Raw genomic sequence first — 15,777 nt, forward strand, 5'->3', positions numbered from 1 at the left:
TCGGAATGACACGCATGAGGTTTCCACGCACCCCGCTTTACCCAATAAGCTCCGCCACAATCTTGGCTGAGAGCAGGCAGAGCGGAATGCCGCCGCCGGGGTGCACCGAGCCGCCGCAGAAGTACAGGCCGTCGAGCCGGCTTGAGAAGTTGGGGTGGCGCAGGAAGGCCGCCAGCGGGTTGTTGCTAGAGCTGCCGTAAAGGGCCCCGCCGGACGAGGACGTGTCGGCGGCAATGCCGGGCGGCGTCCAGATTTTTTCGACCCGAATGAGCGGCTCGATGGGCGTGCCCAGGGCCCCGGACAGCCGGGCCAGCACGAGGCGGCGGGTTTTTTGGGTGAGGGCGTCCCAGTCCTGGCCTTCGTCGTGGGGCACGTTCACCATCACGAACCAGTTTTCGTGGCCGGCCGGGGCGTCGGCAGGCGTCTTTTTGGACGTGACGTTGACGTACACCGTCACGTCGTCGGCCACGGTTTTGCCCTCGAAAATGGCCTTGAACTCCTGCTGGTAATCGTTGGAAAAGAAGATGTTGTGCAAATCCAGTTCCGGGAATTCGCGGGCGATGCCCCAGTAGAAAATCAGGGCCGATGAGGAGCGGGGCTGGGCCAGCGTGCGCTCGGGCGCGGGCTGGGTGGGCAGCAGGCGGCGATAGGTGGGCACCACGTCCATGTTGCTCACCACCCGGCCAAAGTCGTATACATCCTGGGTCGTACGTAGGCCCGTGACGTGCTTATCGGCCACCAAAACCTCCTCCACCGGCTCGTTGAATCGGAATTCCACCCCGAATTCTTCGGCTAGCCGGTGCAGGCTTTCGGCAATGGCGTAGATGCCGCCTACGGGATAGAACGCGCCGATACCGTGCTCGAGGTGCGGAATCATGCTCAGCGTGGCCGGGGCCTGGTACGGGTCGGAGCCGTTGTAAGTAGCGTAGCGGTCAAATAGTTGCACCAGGCGCGGGTCGGCGAAGGCCTTGGCGTGGCGCTGGTGCATGGTGCCGAGCAGGCCCAGCGCCGGCAGGGCCCCCACGGCCTTCAGGGTTTCGGAACTGAAGTAGGTGCCCGCCTTGTGCAGCGACTTGTGCAGAAACGTGCCCGCCGTGGCGTCGTACGCTCGGCCGCTGCGCGCCAGAAACTGCGTGACGGCCGCCGCCGGGGCCCCTAATTTTTCCTCCACCTCGGCGGCAAACTTGTCGGCTTCGGCCCAGGCCGCGAGGCGGGTGCCATCGGCGAAGAAATAGTTGGTGATGGGATCGAGCCGCTCGTAGCGGAAGTAGTCGGCCGGCGCGCGGTGGGCCAAGCGGAACACGTCGTCCAACAGCTGCGGCAGGGTGAAGAGCGAGGGCCCCGCGTCGAAGCGGTAGCCGCCGGGCAGCTCAAACTGGTGCATTTTGCCGCCAAACGAGGGCCCTGCCTCGAACACCGTGACGGCGTGCCCCGCCACGGCCAGCCGCGCGGCCGCTGCCAGCCCCGCCACCCCCGCCCCGATGACGGCCACGGGTTGTTTGATATGATTCTTAGGCTTGCTCAAACTCATACGTTTCCAATAACTTGCAAGAACCCCCAATAGAATACCTAACGGAAATACCGTCAGCCCCAGCGGGGCGGCCCATCGGTAGAAACCCTGAATCACCGAACCGCTAAAGCCCCAGCGGGGCGACCCAACCGCTTGCGCTAATCCTAATTTTCTTTCAACTCCTGGAAGAGGTATTTGTCTTCAAACGGCACCTCAAATTTTTTCAAGAACGACCGGTACTCGTCCAAAAAACTGCGTTTGGCATGATGCTCCTCCTGTCGCTCGATGTACGCAATGACGGCGGAAAGCTGCGAGGCGGAGTAAGAGAAAGCGCCGAATCCTTCTTGCCAGGCAAACTTACCGGGCAACCAGTTTTGCTCGTTGATAAATTTCGCCGCCGACGCCTTCACGTCCCGTACCAAATCCGACAGCGCCATTTCGGGCCGCAGACCGATGAGCAAATGAACGTGGTCGGGCATTCCGTTGATGGCCAATAGTTTTTGGCCGTGCGCGGCAACGATGCCCGTAATGTAGCGGTAGAGGCGAGCCGCTTGGTTCGGCGGGATGCAACCAGCCCAGTATTTCACCGCAAACACCACGTGCAAATGAATTTGGGTGTAGGTATTGGCCATGGTGCGAACGGTTTGGGTCGCCCCGCTGGGGCTTTAGCCGTTTTAGTGAACACTAATTTCTACCGATGGGTTGCCCCTCCGGGGCTGGCAAAACCACTACACTGGAGCCCACTACTTGTTCATAATCAAATAAACTAGCACACCAGGGCCCTACTCCACCGCCAGCACCAGCCCTTTCAGGTACGCGCCTTCGGGGTGGAAAAGGCTGACGGGGTGGTCGGCGGGCTGGGTGAGGCGGTGCAGGATGCGGGCGGGGCGGCCGGCCTCGATGGCAGCGGCCAGCACGGCGCCCTCAAATAGTTCGGGGCTAACCACTTGTGAGCAACTGAATGTAAAGAGCAACCCGCCCGGCGCCAGGTGCGCGATGCCCGAGGCGTTGAGGCGCTTGTAGCCCATGAGGGCGGCGTGCCGGGCCCCCATGTGCTTGGCGAAGGCCGGCGGGTCGAGCACGAGCAGGTCGTACTCGGCGGGGTGGTTTTTGAGGAAGCCGAGCACGTCGTCGGCGTAGGCGGCGTGGCGGTCGGCGTGGGGGGCCAGGGCGGCGTTGCGCTCGGTGAGGGCAATGGCCTTCTTGCTGGAATCGACGGAGTGCACCACCTCAGCCCCGGCGGCCAGCGCGTACACCGAGAAGCCGCCCGTGTAGCAGAACGTGTTGAGCACGCGGCGGCCGGCGGCGTAGCGGGCCAGCAGGGCCCGGTTGTCGCGCTGGTCGATAAAGAAACCGGTTTTCTGGCCTGTTTCCCAGTCGATGGCGAACTGGTGGCCGTTCTCGGTCACGAGGTGCTCAGTGCCGGTGCTTTCGCCGAACAGGTAGCCATTTTTTGCATCCGGCACGGCATTGCCGGGCACGGTTTCGGCGCTTTTGTCGAAGATGGCGCGCAGCTTGTCGCCGAACACGGTTTGCAGGGCCCCCGCAATGTCGGGGCGGGCGCGGTACATGCCCACGCTGTGGGCCTGCACCACGGCCACGTCGCCGTACACGTCGATGATGAGGCCCGGCAGGCCGTCGCCCTCGGCGTGCACCAGGCGGAATACGTTGGTGTCGGCCGCGCCGGTCAGGGCCAGGCGCTGGCGCAACTGGTAGGCATTGCTGAGTTTACGCACCCAGAAATCGGGCGTCGGCAACTCGGCCTCGGTGCCGAAATCGAGCATGCGCACGGCAATGGAGCCGCCGCCTGAGAAGTGGCCCATGCCCAGCAGTTCGCCGTCAGCGGCCTCTACGCGCACGGCGTCGCCTTCGCCCGCCTCGCCCTTGAGGCGGGCAATGGCCCCCGAGAAAACCCAGGGGTGGCGGCGGCGCAAGGAGTGGTCTTTTCCGTTTTTGAGGACGATGGTGGCAGGAGTTAGCATAGGCCCGCAAAGTTACGGCCTGGCCTGTGCCAACTTCGCGGCACCGCTTTCCGCCCTTGGTTTCACCGTTTTTGCCTTTTGCCATGCCCACCAGCGTTGCCATCATCGACTTCGAGGCCGCCCACCAGCCCGCCTTCCGGGCCCTGAACCACGCGTGGATTTCGCGCTACTTCACCCTGGAAGCGCCCGACCACCAGGTGCTCGACAACCCGCAACGCTACGTGCTGGGCCCGGGCGGCCACATTCTGATGGCCGTGCACAACGACGAAATCGTGGCACTTGCGCGCTCATCAAGGAGCACGACGGCGTATACGAACTGGCGAAAATGGCTGTGGCGCCCGCCGCCCAGGGCTTGGGCATCGGGTGGGCCCTAGGGCAAGCCATGCTGCAAAAAGCCCGGCAGCTGGGCGCGCACCGCGTCGAGTTGGTTTCCAATTCCACACTCGGGCCAGCCTTAGCGCTTTACGAAAAGCTTGGTTTCCAACACGCGCCGCTGCTGCCCTCGCCCTACCAGCGCGGCGACGTGCGGATGGTACTGGACCTACCCGCCGCCGGCTGAGCTACCGAAACCAGCGCCGGTAGATGGGCTTGCGCCAGGCAAACTGCGCCCACATGGCCGGGTAAATCAGCACGTCCAGGGCCCTAAAAGCGGTGCGGTACTCCAGGTTGTCCACGATGACGCTGCCGCCCCGGGGCCCCTGCTCGATGAGGTGGCGGTGCCGCCAGTAGCGCAGCGGCGGAGGCAGCCGCTGGCCCTCGTCCACAAAGTAGTGGGTGCCGTCGGGCAGCACGCCATCGTCGGTGATGAGGGAGGTCCAGGGCAGCTTTTTGATGCCCGTGTTCAGCTCAATTTCCACCACGTCGCCGGTGCGGCTGCCGTCGTAGCGCACCAGCTTCAGCTTCGGGAAGGGCGGGGCCAGCGCCAAAAACAGCTCGCGGGTAAAGCCCGCCATTACCTGGGCGGGGCCCTGGCCCACAGCAGTACGAAGAACAACGCGCATTCCTGGGCTTACGCCGGGGCCCCGGTTTGGTTGGCGGCTAGGGCCCCGCCTAACTTGCCGGGCACCTTCGCCGCCGCGCCATGTTCGATACCGACCACCTTCCCGGCCGTACCCTGCGCACGGCCGCTGGGCGCGAGTACCTGTTTTGCAGCGGCACCGGCTACCTGGGCGCGGCCCGCAGCCCCGCCTTCGCCGCCCTGCTGGCCGAGGGCCTGGCACGCTACGGCACCAACTATTCCAGCTCGCGCGGGTCGGGCGTGCAACTGAGCATCTTTGCCGAAGCTGAGGTTTTCCTGGCGAATTGGGCGGGCACGGCGGGGGCCCTCACGGTATCGTCGGGCTACCTAGCGGGGCAAATGGCGGTGGCCACCCTGGCTGGCGCGGGCCGCTTCGAGTACGCGCCCGGCACCCACCCGGCGGCCTGGCTGGCGGGCCAGGCGGCGCCGGTACCACCAGGGCCCCACGCGGCCTGGGCCAGCGGCTTGCTGGCCCGCCTGGCCGCGGGGGCCCCAGGCCCGGTGGTCATCGTCAGCAACTCGCTCGACCCGCTGCGGCTGGAGCCTTACGATTTTGTCTGGGCCGCCCACCTGCCGCCCGGCCGCCCCACCACCCTACTGCTCGACGACTCGCACGGCCTGGGCCTGACCGGGCGCACCGGGGCCGGCGTAGCCACGCTGCTGCCGGCGCTGCCACCCCACGTGCGGCTGGTGGTGGTCAGCTCGCTGGGCAAGGCGCTGGGCGTACCGGCCGGCGCGGTGCTGGCCGACGCAGCGTTCATTGCCCAACTGCGCGGCAGCCCGTTTTTCGGGGCTAGCTCGCCCGCGGTGCCGGCATACTTGTGGGCATTGCTGGCGGCCGAGCGGGAGGGGCTATACGCTGAAGCGCGGCAGCGGCTGGGGGCCCGGGTGGCGCAATTTGCCGCCGCCGTGGGGCCCCTGGGCCTGTTCCGCCACCAGCCCGGCTTTCCGGTTTTCTACACTGAGGCTAACGCGCTGGCCCCGTTTCTGGAAGCGCGCGGCATCCTCATTTCCAGCTTCGCCTACCCCACGCCGGCTGATGCGTGCATCACCCGCGTAGTCCTCAACGCCCTGCACACTGCGGCCGACGTAGCGCAGGTGGCCGCTGCGTGCCAGGATTTTGCCGCGGCACGCTAGGGGCCCCGGCGGCGGGGCAGCGGGCCTTGTACTTAGCCCCGCATGGAATGTCCTGGGGCTCTAGGACAAGACCAAGCGCAGCTTGGTTGTACAGACATAGGCTTCTTGTTAATCCTTTAAACAGCTCACAGCAGCAGCACGTCGATGCGATGGGCATGCACCTGCTGTAAGCCTTCGGACCACACGAACACGGTAAAGTTGCCGTCCTGTGAGGCCACCAGGGCCAGGGCATCGTGCTGGTCGTGCACAAACTGGGCGGCGGCGAGGTGGCGCGTGCCGCCGTTCTGAGCCGGGTGGGTGCGCAGGGCGGTGCTGCCCAGCACGGGCTCCGTCACTATGAGCTGCTCGACGGGCCGGCTGTGGGCGGCGCGCGTCACCTTGGCCCCAAAGGCCAGCAATTCATAATCCTGGCTAATCACGGTGGCCCCGTCCACGGCCGTGAAGCCGCCCACTATTTCGATGGCCCGCAGCGCCGCCTCGGAGCCCTCGGACCCGGCTTGGACCAGCGCGGCGGTGATACCCGGGTAGGCCGGCAGCACCGGGTAGCTCAGTGGCTGCACCACCGAGCCCTGCCACTGCGCCGAGCCGGGTGGCACCACCAGCACTAGCCCGCCGCGGCCGTGGGCCCGCATGGCGGAGGCCAGCTCCACCAGCACGTCGATGGTAGTAGCGCCTGCCGGGGCCGGGATGCTGGGCAGCGAGGCCCGCAGCTCGGGGTAGTCGTCCAGGCCCAGGTTTTCTTCGTCCACGATGCGCACCTGGTCACCGCGCAGCACGGCCACGTTCACAAATTTGCCGAAGCCGTCGGCCCGGCGGTGCTTCACCACCAGCAGGCCCGGCTCCACCACTTCCACCACAAAGCACACGGGCGGGATGCGCGTGGCGGCTCCCCACAGGTACAGGCCGTCGTCGTCGTGCCATACGCCTAGGTGCACGCCGGGGTGCTCCACGGCCGGGGCCAACTTGATGAGGGCCTGGGGCGTAAGCCGCGGCCGGTGCCCAAACACCAGGGGCCCCGCGGCCTCCGTGGGCGGCAGCAGCGCCAGCGAAATACGGGGCGGGCGGCCTTCCTCGCGCCGCAAACTGGCCCAAAACGCCACGTCAATCACCACCTCCATCAGGCCGGCTGGCGGCACTTCGCCCAGCTCGGCCCCCAGCTGGCGGGCCGCCGCCAGGTGCTGCAAAAAGTGGTTTTCGAGGGCGGGGGCCACCATGCGGGCGGCCAGGTAAGTAGGTTCGGAAAGCATACAAGTAAGGCGGGCCAACGGGGCCCCAGGGAGAGGTAGCAACCGCGGGGGCGGGCGGGAGTTTGGGTAGTTACGGCATCGCGGGCTAGCACTGTTACCGATCAGCTCACCAGCCCGCTGGTGGATGCCCTGGGGGAGTGGCCTTTAGCTCGAACTTCGACAAGCGCCCACCGTCGTCGCGGCTGCCCCAAAAGCGGAGGCGGCCACTTTCGAAGCGCGCCTCCAGGGCCCCACCCATTTGGGCGTACTCGCCCGTCAGGCGGTCGGTAACGAAGAAAAGCGGGGCGTAACTGCTGATGTTGTATGGGGCCACCGAAGACATTACCTGGCACATCACGCACTCGATCTTCCAGATGCCCGCCGCTTGGTTGCCGGCAACATCGCCTTCAATGTTGCTGTGGTAGTCAAACGTGCCGTTCGCGCGGAGGGTCAACTCGGCGTAGGGCGTGGGGCGGCGGCGGCCTTCCACGCCCTGGCGGTACGGCTGGCCGGCCACCAGCACGGTGGTATCGGGTAGGGGCCAGTTGGCTTTCGAAAGGCGGTGCACCAGCCTCGGGTAGGGCTTGCTTCGCAGCAGGGTATCGGCCAGGAAGTAACGGCCCGGGGCCTGGGTGCGCAAGGCCGTTTTCTCGGCCTCCAAAGCCTCCCACTGCTGCACGTCGCGGTTGCTTTGTAGATGACCTGGGCTGCTTTGCCGGCCGCCAGCAGGCCCACCAACACGATGGGCAGCAGCAGCCTCGCCGCTTCCAGCCGCTGCGCCCACGGCATGGGCCCCGGCGCGGCGCGCAAGCGGCGCCACCCGCGCAGCCCGTCCCGCGTCAGCACCCACAGCACCCCGGCAGCGCCAAGCAATCCAAGCCCAATGACGATCATCAGACCGATCATGAACGCCTGGAAGAATGCTGAATCAACGAACTCCAGCAGGAACGGCCGCACGAACACAGTGCTTATAAGTGGCTCAAATCGACGCACATAGGGCCACGGGAATTGCTGGGGCCCTACCCCAACAGCTCCTCAATATCGGCCCGCGTCAGGGTTTTAATAACCGCCTCGTCGGTGGCAATCAACTCGCTGACCAGGTTGAGCTTGCGCTGTTGCAGGGCCAGAATTTTCTCCTCCACCGTGTGCTGGGTGATAAACTTGTAGACGAACACCGGCCGCTGCTGCCCGATGCGGTGGGCCCGGTCCACGGCCTGGGCCTCCACGGCGGGGTTCCACCAGGGGTCGAGCAGGAACACGTAGTCGGCGGCGGTGAGGTTGAGGCCCACGCCGCCGGCCTTGAGGCTGATGAGGAAGATTTGCAGCGCGTCGGTTTCCTGGAAGCGGGCCACTTCGGCGGCCCGGTCGCGGGTGTTGCCGTCGAGGTAGGCGTAGGGCAGCTGGCGCTCGTCGAGGGCGGCGCGGACCAGGGCCAGGTGCTGCACAAACTGGCTAAACACCAACACCTTGTGCCCCTCGTCCACCACATTGCGCAGCATGCGCAGCACCTCGCGCAGCTTGCCCGACTCGTGGGTGTAGGTGGCATCGGCGAGGTGCGGGTGGTTGGCCATCTGCCGCAGGCGCGTGAGGCCCTGGAGCAGCAGAAACTGCGTGCTGGCAGGCCCGTGCTCGTCCAGGTTTTGCAGGATTTTGTTGCGGTAGAAGCTCTTGGTTTCCTCGTAGGCCTTGGCCTGCTCGGCCGTCATGTCGCAGTAGCTGAGCTGCTCGGTTTTGGCCGGCAACTCTTTGGCTACCTGCTCCTTGTGGCGGCGCAGAATAAAGGGCTTGATGAGCGCGTGCAGGCGGCGCGTGCGGCCCTCGTCGCGGTGCTGCTCGATGGGCTTGAGGAACTCCTTCCGGAAAAACGCTTGCGTGCCCAGCAGGCCGGGATTAATGAACGACATCTGCGACCACAAATCCATCGTGCTGTTCTCCACCGGCGTGCCCGTGAGGATGAGCCGGTGCTTGGAACGCAGCTGCCGCACGGCCTGCGAAGTAGTGCTCGACGGGTTTTTGATGGCCTGCGACTCGTCCAAAATCACGTAGTCGAAGCGGTAGCTGGCCAGCAGCTCGGCATCGAGCCGCACGATGCCGTAGCTGGTCAGCACCACGTCGTAGTCGGCAAACTGGGCCACGTCCTTGGTGCGGTACGTGCCCGTGTACACGAGCATTCGCAGGGAGGGCGTGAACTTCTGCGCCTCGTTCAACCAGTTGTACACCAGCGAGGTAGGCAGCGCTAGTAGCGAGGCAGCGCCCTGCGCCGCGCCGCTTTCGGCCCGCTGCTGGAGCATGGCCAGCGTTTGAACCGTTTTGCCGAGCCCCATATCGTCGGCCAGGCAGCCGCCAAAATGGTAGTCCTGCACGAAACGCAGCCAGTTATAACCGGCCTTTTGGTAGGAGCGCAGCTCGCCGCGGAAGCCAACGGGCAGCGGGTGGTCCTCCACCTCGGCAAAGTCGCGCAGCTTTTCCAGCTTGCGGCCCAGCGTCACGGTGGCCAGCTCGTTGCTATGCAAGTCGGCCACCAGGGCGAGGTGGTGGCGGCGCAACGACAGCGTTTCGTCCTGCTCCTCGCCAAAGGCAAACAGCTCCAAGTAATCCGTAAACCAGGCCTCGGGGATGATGGCCACCTGGCCGTTGGGTAGCCGAAACTCGCGCCGCCGCTGCAAAATGTGCCCCCGCAGCCGGATGAACGGTACCGCAATGTCGCCGAAGTACACCGTGCCGCGCACGTCAAACCAGTCGCCCGCTTCCTGAATGCCCAGCTCGACGCGCACGGGCCCCAGGAAATAGGGCTGGCTGGCCCCGGCGGCCGGCTCCACGGCAAAGCCCTCGGCCACCAGCGCCTCCGCATTGTCGTGCAGCCACTGGAAGGCCCCCGCCCGATCGAGCACCGCGTGGCCCTCGGGCAGCGCCAGGCCGCGGTCGGCCAGCGCGGCCACGGCGGCCCGTTCGTCGTCGGTGCTGCGCAGCAGGCGGTGGAAGGTGTAGCTGTCGTCGATCTGCTCCAGGCGCACGCTCACGCGCTTGCCAGGGTCGAAGGGCACTAAAGCATCGCCGTAGCGGAAGCCGAGCTGGAAGTACAGGCGGTCGGTACTGGGGCGCGGCGGCGGGCTTGGGCTGGGGCACGCGGCCCCGGCGCGGGGGCCCTGGGGGCCGCTCGGGGGCCTCGGGCAGGGCCCCGGCGGGCGGCACGTCGCTGAAGGTGAGGCGCGGCCGGGCCCGGTAGCGGTCCGTGACGACGGCAAAGCCCACGCCGCGGGCGTGCACGTCGAACGCCTCCATGAGCGGGGCCACAAACTTCTGGAAGTAGCTGGCCTCTACCTGCCGGGGCACCACGATGAACTTCTTGTTCAGAAACGGCTGCAATTTGCGGCCGTCCACGTCGTTGTGGAACGAGTAGATGATGCCGTCCAACAGCAGCCAGGCCGGTTGCTGGCAGACAAGCAGGGCCCCCTTGTACTGGAAGTCCAGCTTCTGGTTTTGGTACTGAATAGTGGGGAAATAGTGCGTGCCGTCGTCGTTGCGGCGGAAGTGAAATAGCACCGAGGCTGGCACTGGGGCCAGCGCAATTTCGCGCCAGGTAGGCTCGCCGTCGCGCCCCATGATGAACACCTGCTTGCCGTGCAGGCGGGCCAGCACGGCGGCCATGCGCGTTTGCACGTGCCGCGCCACGGCGTCTTGCAGCGGCTTGTCGCCCTTGTCGGAGCTGTAGGTTTTTAAGAAAAAATCGGCGGGCGCAATCTTACGGGGCCAAAACTCCTTTATTACCGCTTCTTGCTGAAGCTGGTCACACAGTTCAATCAGCTCAAAATCAATGGCATCGAGGCCGCTGGCGAACTCGGGTGCATTGCGGGCCGAGGCCGTTTGGTGCAGCAGCGTGAGCTGGCCCTTGGGCCCGCGCTGAACCAAGTAGGCCGCAAACAGGTGGCCCAGGAACTCGTGCTCAAAAAGCGAGTAAACAATTTGAAAAGGTTCGGTAGACGATACTTTCATAGGCGGCCACGGGAGGGCGCAAGTTAGGGCCCCGCGTGGCTTTGCACCGCATATTTTTTGGACTTTATCGCGTCTAAAAATAGACCGGGGCCCTAATGCGGCACTTGCGGGGCCTTACGGCCGGCCCAGCCTACAGGTTATCGCGCAATACCAAGCGGCCCGCGTTCAAGGCCGGGCGGATGCTCACGGCCAGCGTGATGAGCACAATGGCCAAGCTCGTGAGTAAGATATCGGAGACCTTCATTTTCACCGGGTACGCATCGACGATGCTCGTGGCCATGCCCATGCTCACGAGCCCGAAGCGCTGCTGGGCCCAGCAAATGCCCACGCCCAAAACCAACCCCACCACCGCGCCCACCAGCGCCACAATGGCCCCCACGCCCAAAAAGGTTTTGCGCACAACCTCCTCCGTGGCCCCCATCGCCATCAGCACGGCAATATCTTTCCGCTTGTCGATGACCAGCATCGAGAGTGAAAAGAAGATGTTGAGCGAGGCAATGAGCAGAATGAAAGCGAAGGTGATGAACACGAACAGCTTCTCGATTTTGATGGCCTTGAGCAGGCTCACGTGCTGCTCGTCGGAATCGAGCACCGTGAACTGGGGGCCCAGCTTCTCGCGCAGTTCCTGCTTCACGCCCTCCACCTGGAAGCTGTCGCCCACCTTCACGTAGAGGCCGGTGCGGCGGCTGCTGTAGCCCAGCAGGCGCTGGGCAAAGCGCAGGGGCACAAACACGTAGCTGTCGTCCATGTGCTGCTCGATGAGGAACACGCCGCCGGCCTGCAGGTTTTCCTCGTTGAAGGCCTTGCTGGGGTCCATGCTCAGGGTGGTTTTGCCCGCGACGTTGCGCGGGTAGAGCATGTGCATGGGCGTAAGGCCGTTTTTGAGCGTAATGCTGAGCTCGTGCTGCACCCCGGCCCCGATGAGGGCAAAGTCGATGCTGTCGTGGTAGAGGCGGTGGTCGCCCTCGCGGATGCTGGCGTCGATGCCGCTCTGGCCAAAGTAATTTTCGCTCAGGCCGCGCATTTTCACCACCATCCGACGGTCGTGGTATTGCAGCAGGGCGTTGTCCTCAATTACTTGCGTGAGCAGGGCCACGCCCGGTGTGGCCTGGATGCGCTGGAGCAGCGGCGCCGTGACGGCAAACGACTTGCCCTTGGTGGCCGTGATGACAAGGCTGGGGTCGGACTTGCCGTAGAGGGTGCGCACGAGGTCTTCGAGCCCGTTGAAGACCGAGAGCACGATGATGAGCGACATGGTGCCCACCGCCACCCCAATCATCGAAATGTTGGAGATAATGGAGATGATGTTGCGCTTTTTCTTCGAGGAGAAGTAGCGCCGGGCAATAAGGAAGGGAACGTTCACGGAATCAGGTTAGCCAGCGGCGGTGCGAAGAACGCTGTCCATGAAATCTTCTGGGCGCTTGAGGCGGGTTTCGTGCTGCTTCAATACGACATCCGTCAACTCTTTGATGTCCCTTTTTATCCCTCGGATTTCATCCAGGAAAATGATGTTGAACTGGTCCTGGCGCTCGTTAAATTTTTCCTGGCGCTCATTAAACTTCTCTTGGCGCTCGTTAAACCCTTCCTGGTTGCGCTGAGCATTTTGTTGCAGCGCAAACATGGATTCCTGCTGCGTCAACATCCGCAGCAGGAGGTCGTTGGCCACTTCCTGCTGCTTCTCCTGCCGGTCCATGCGGGTAATCAGCACTTGCGTTAACTGCTGCATTTCGTTTGAATCGGCCATGAGCGGGATGCGGGGAAAGCGAAAAGGGGAAAGCGGAAAACGGTTCTACAAGGTACGGGCTTTTGCCAACGGCGGCCGGGGCCCCGGGGCCCTATTTCCAGGCCTTTACAATCAGGCCGGTGCCCGAGTCGTGGGCCGAGCGGGCGTCGAGCCAGTTCAGTACCAGGCAGAAGGGGAACACGACGGCGTAGTAGAACGGCAGCAGCACGAAAAACAGCCGCGACTTGCCCAGCATCAGGATGGGGTACTTCATGCTCAGGCGCCACGACACCTGGCCCGGCTCGCCGTAGCTGTAGCGGGCCTCGATGCGCTCGAAACCGGCGGTGCGCAGCTTTTGCTGAATTTCGTGGATGTTGTAGCCGTCGCGCACGTGCTCCTCGATGAAGCTGGTTTCGGCGTCGTCGTGCACATCAGAACCGCCCTGGTCGCTGGGCGTGGAAATGAGCAGCATCCCACCGTCCTTCAGCGAGGCGTGGATGTTGCGGAATACCTCCACGTCTTCCACAATGTGCTCCATCACGTCGACGGACAGGGCCAGGTCGAAGCTGTTGGGCTCTTGGTACAGCACCAGGTCCTGCACGGCAAATTGCACGTTGGGCCGCCCGATCTGGCGGAAGAAGCGGTTGGAATCGGCCACCTGCTCCTCCTTCACGTCCACGGCCAGGATGTGCCAGGACCGGCCCAGGCTGCTGAGCCAGTAGCTATATTGGCCGTAGCCGGCCCCTGCGTCGAGGATGTTCAGGGGATCCTGGGTGCGTCCCCGGGCCCATTGGCGCAGCTCGCGGTGCACGTGCCAGGTGCGCAGCAGCAGCAAATCGAGCAGGTGGTAAAACAACCGGCGCAGGCCCGGGGTGCGGTTGAACACCTCGCCAAGCGTCTTCTTAATCGGGTCGTAGTACAAGGACGGTGAATCGGTGAGTGAGTGAATTGGTCAATGGCTTAACAAATGAACGAGTGCAGAAAATACCAATCACTCATTCACTTATTCACTCATTCGCCCTTGAACAGGCGCGGGCGTGGTGCAGGCCCGTCGGTGGGGCCCTCCGCGTCGGGGGCAGCCGGCGGCGCGGGCGGAATGTGCAGCTGCCCCAGCACGCCGTCCATGTGGGCGGCGTAGGCGGCGCTGTCGTCGTGGAAGAAGGTGAGTTCGGGCACCACGCGGGCCGTTTTGCGGATGCGCTTGGCCAAAGCCTGGCGGATTTCCTTGGCGTTGTCGCGCACCAGGGCCAGGCGGGCGTCGGCGTCGTTGCCCAGCAGCAGGCTCAAGTGTACCCGGGCCTGGCTCAGGTCGGGCGTCATCTTCACCAAGCTGATGCTCGGGGCCAGCCCGCCGCCGAACAAGTGCGGCAGGTCGCGCTGCAACACGGCGGCCAACTCCTGCTGGAGCAAGCTGGCCATTTTTTGCTGTCGTTTGCTTTCCATATAGTTTGCAAAGGTACGCCTGCGGGATGCTGGGCCGGGTGCCACCAGGCAATGAAGTTCCGAACCCTGGCCATACCGCTCGGGCCCCACCGGGCGGCGAATACCTTTGCCAGGCCAATTCGGCTTTTCTATTTCCTTTTTTCTGTGCTGCGCTTTTTCCGAGGTTCGTTGCCTGCCCAGTTGCTAGGGCTGCTGCTGCTGCTGCTGGCCCTGCGCCTGCCGCTGCTGCTACTGCAAGGCTTGCCCCTCACGGCGGGCGAGCTGAGGGCTATGCTGGTTGGCGAGCGGGTGCACGGCGGGGCCCTGCCCTACCGCGACCTCTACGACCGCACGGCCCCGCTGGCGGCCTACCTGTTCGGCGGGCTCGACTGGGTGGGGGCGCGGCCCATTTTTCTGTACCGGGCGCTGGCACTGGCGCTGCTCCTGCTGCAAGCCTTGCGCCTAAATTTCGTACTAAATCGTGCCGATGCCTTCCCCGACCGGGGCTACTTAGTGGCCCTCGTGTACTTGGTGGTGGGCTGCCTCAGCACCGACCTCGACGCGCTGTCGCCGCTACTGGTGGGGCACACCTTTGTATTATTTGCCCTCAGCGCCTTGCTTCCGACTTCGCGCGAGGGCTACGATAACCGCCGTTTGTTTCGGGCCGGTTTTCTGGTGGGGCTAGCGGGGCTGTGCTACTTACCGCTGGTGCTGTTTGCGGGCGTGGGGCTGTTAGCCGTCATCATTTTTGCGGCTAATGCATTTCGCAGCTTCCTGCTACTGTTGTGCGGGCTGTTTTTTCCCTACGCGGTGGCGGTCACCTACTTTCTCTACGCCGGGGCCCTGCCCAACTTCGTACAATTTCATCTCGAACCAGCTTGGCTTAGCTTCCGCACCGGGGCCCCGGGGGGCCTGCCACTGCCGGTGCAGCTGCGGCTACTAGCCCTGCCCGCGGCCGTGTTGCTATTGGCAGTGCTGCGGGGCCTAAGCACACCACTAGGGCCGGTATTCCAAGCCAAGTTCCGGCAATTGATGGTGGCATGGTTGCTGGTGGATCTGGCAGTGCTGGCAGCGGGCGGCGGCACCGCCCCTGGGGCGCTGGTGCTACTGCTACCCTCATTGGCTTACTTTAGTTTGTTTTTGTGGCAGGCCGGCCGGCCCGCTTGGGCCCCTGAGGCTACTTTTCTATTATTACTCGCCGCTGTGGTGGTGGTACGCTACCGGACCCTAGTGCCCGGTCTCGAAACCGTACTGCGCCTACCAACCGAAAGCAGCTTCTCCACCCGCCCTGATCCGGCTCTAACCAACCTGCGCAATCAACACTTACTTGTACTGGGGTCTGACCAGCGCGCTTACCTTACAAACTCCTCGGCCACGCCCTACCTTGATTGGGACTTAGCCCTGCGCGATTTTGGGTATCTTAACCAATATGCCGCCGTGGTACGCATCGGCCGCCAAGTGGGGGCTGATCCGCCTCCCTATTTGCTTGATCAGAGCCATTTATTACCTCAACTGCGCCACCTATTGCCCAGCGTATTCGGGTCCTACGTTCCCGCTGGGCCTGATGGGCTGTACCGACGCACGAAAACGGGCAAATAAGAGGCTATCCAAATAGGCAGTTATACCAGGTGATTCGCGCGCAGGCAAAATGGAGCATGGCGAGGTAGTTTTCGGGCTTTTTGGCCCAGCGAATGAGCACGTGCCGGAAGCGGTTGAGCCAGGAGTAGGTCCGCTCTACCACCCAGCGACGGGCCTTCTGACCCGCT

16 protein-coding genes and 1 pseudogene are annotated in these 15,777 nt (G+C 64.2%); 4 read left to right on the forward strand and 13 right to left on the reverse strand.

All coding sequences use genetic code 11. The features are described 5' to 3' along the window. Window positions 1–37 precede the first annotated feature (37 nt). From crtD to BEN49_RS18310, 3 genes are all read right to left on the reverse strand, one after another. Window positions 38–1,531 (reverse strand): 1-hydroxycarotenoid 3,4-desaturase CrtD, encoded by a 1,494-nt coding sequence (crtD, locus tag BEN49_RS18300; protein ID WP_070745890.1) that lies wholly within the window; start codon window positions 1,529–1,531, stop codon window positions 38–40. Between the two features lie 143 nt (window positions 1,532–1,674). Further along, on the reverse strand, window positions 1,675–2,142 hold the full coding sequence (tnpA, locus tag BEN49_RS18305; RefSeq protein ID WP_070745891.1) for an IS200/IS605 family transposase: 468 nt from the start codon (window positions 2,140–2,142) through the stop codon (window positions 1,675–1,677). Window positions 2,143–2,292: 150 nt separating this feature from the next. Further along, window positions 2,293–3,492, reverse strand: a complete 1,200-nt coding sequence (locus BEN49_RS18310; protein ID WP_070745892.1) for a class I SAM-dependent rRNA methyltransferase — start codon at window positions 3,490–3,492, stop codon at window positions 2,293–2,295. 83 nt (window positions 3,493–3,575) lie between these two features. Here BEN49_RS18310 and BEN49_RS29735 point away from each other — a divergent pair, with 83 nt between their 5' ends. Together BEN49_RS29735 and BEN49_RS29740 are read left to right on the forward strand one after the other, a co-directional pair. Further along, window positions 3,576–3,866 carry a hypothetical protein gene (locus BEN49_RS29735; RefSeq protein WP_239691994.1) on the forward strand — a complete coding sequence of 97 codons (291 nt, stop codon included), beginning with the start codon at window positions 3,576–3,578 and terminating at the stop codon, window positions 3,864–3,866. Next, a complete protein-coding gene (locus BEN49_RS29740) occupies window positions 3,818–4,051 on the forward strand; it encodes a GNAT family N-acetyltransferase (protein ID WP_239691995.1) in 234 nt (77 codons plus the stop codon). The genes BEN49_RS29735 and BEN49_RS29740 overlap by 49 nt, the downstream gene beginning before the upstream one ends. A 1-nt stretch (window position 4,052) precedes the next feature. On the opposite strand, the gene BEN49_RS18320 is transcribed toward BEN49_RS29740, so the two are convergent. Further along, window positions 4,053–4,493, reverse strand: a complete 441-nt coding sequence (locus BEN49_RS18320; protein ID WP_070745893.1) for an SRPBCC family protein — start codon at window positions 4,491–4,493, stop codon at window positions 4,053–4,055. Window positions 4,494–4,573: 80 nt separating this feature from the next. Here BEN49_RS18320 and BEN49_RS18325 point away from each other — a divergent pair, with 80 nt between their 5' ends. Further along, entirely contained in the window at window positions 4,574–5,647 is a 1,074-nt protein-coding gene (locus BEN49_RS18325) for an aminotransferase class I/II-fold pyridoxal phosphate-dependent enzyme (RefSeq protein ID WP_070745894.1), read from the forward strand. A 125-nt stretch (window positions 5,648–5,772) separates the two neighbouring features. Here BEN49_RS18325 and BEN49_RS18330 read toward each other — a convergent pair whose 3' ends face one another. From BEN49_RS18330 to BEN49_RS18360, 8 genes are all read right to left on the reverse strand, one after another. Then, complete coding sequence (locus BEN49_RS18330) at window positions 5,773–6,894, reverse strand: putative sensor domain DACNV-containing protein (protein WP_070745895.1); 1,122 nt, start codon at window positions 6,892–6,894, stop codon at window positions 5,773–5,775. A gap of 106 nt (window positions 6,895–7,000) precedes the next feature. After that, window positions 7,001–7,552 carry a hypothetical protein gene (locus BEN49_RS18335; protein ID WP_070745896.1) on the reverse strand — a complete coding sequence of 184 codons (552 nt, stop codon included), beginning with the start codon at window positions 7,550–7,552 and terminating at the stop codon, window positions 7,001–7,003. Between the two features lie 340 nt (window positions 7,553–7,892). Continuing rightward, window positions 7,893–9,710 (reverse strand): DEAD/DEAH box helicase, encoded by a 1,818-nt coding sequence (locus tag BEN49_RS30625; RefSeq protein WP_317040474.1) that lies wholly within the window; start codon window positions 9,708–9,710, stop codon window positions 7,893–7,895. Then, on the reverse strand, window positions 9,604–10,866 hold the full coding sequence (locus tag BEN49_RS30630; protein WP_317040473.1) for a type 1 periplasmic-binding domain-containing protein: 1,263 nt from the start codon (window positions 10,864–10,866) through the stop codon (window positions 9,604–9,606). Before BEN49_RS30630 ends, BEN49_RS30625 begins: the two co-directional genes overlap by 107 nt. Window positions 10,867–10,996: 130 nt before the next feature. Further along, window positions 10,997–12,229, reverse strand: a complete 1,233-nt coding sequence (locus BEN49_RS18345) for an ABC transporter permease (protein WP_070745897.1) — start codon at window positions 12,227–12,229, stop codon at window positions 10,997–10,999. Between the two features lie 9 nt (window positions 12,230–12,238). Then, a complete protein-coding gene (locus BEN49_RS18350; protein WP_070745898.1) occupies window positions 12,239–12,610 on the reverse strand; it encodes a hypothetical protein in 372 nt (123 codons plus the stop codon). A 91-nt stretch (window positions 12,611–12,701) separates the two neighbouring features. After that, window positions 12,702–13,511 (reverse strand): class I SAM-dependent methyltransferase, encoded by an 810-nt coding sequence (locus tag BEN49_RS18355; RefSeq protein WP_070745899.1) that lies wholly within the window; start codon window positions 13,509–13,511, stop codon window positions 12,702–12,704. Between the two features lie 89 nt (window positions 13,512–13,600). Further along, on the reverse strand, window positions 13,601–14,032 hold the full coding sequence (locus tag BEN49_RS18360; protein WP_070745900.1) for a ribosome-binding factor A: 432 nt from the start codon (window positions 14,030–14,032) through the stop codon (window positions 13,601–13,603). A gap of 144 nt (window positions 14,033–14,176) precedes the next feature. On the opposite strand from BEN49_RS18360, the gene BEN49_RS18365 reads away from it, so the two are divergent. Further along, entirely contained in the window at window positions 14,177–15,610 is a 1,434-nt protein-coding gene (locus BEN49_RS18365; RefSeq protein ID WP_125917008.1) for a hypothetical protein, read from the forward strand. Window positions 15,611–15,614: 4 nt separating this feature from the next. Here the strand turns inward: BEN49_RS18365 and BEN49_RS18370 are convergent. After that, window positions 15,615–15,777, reverse strand: a pseudogene (locus BEN49_RS18370) (IS5/IS1182 family transposase); the annotation flags it as partial.

The sequence above is a fragment of the Hymenobacter coccineus genome, assembly GCF_001816125.1.
GTDB classification, from domain to species: domain Bacteria; phylum Bacteroidota; class Bacteroidia; order Cytophagales; family Hymenobacteraceae; genus Hymenobacter; species Hymenobacter coccineus.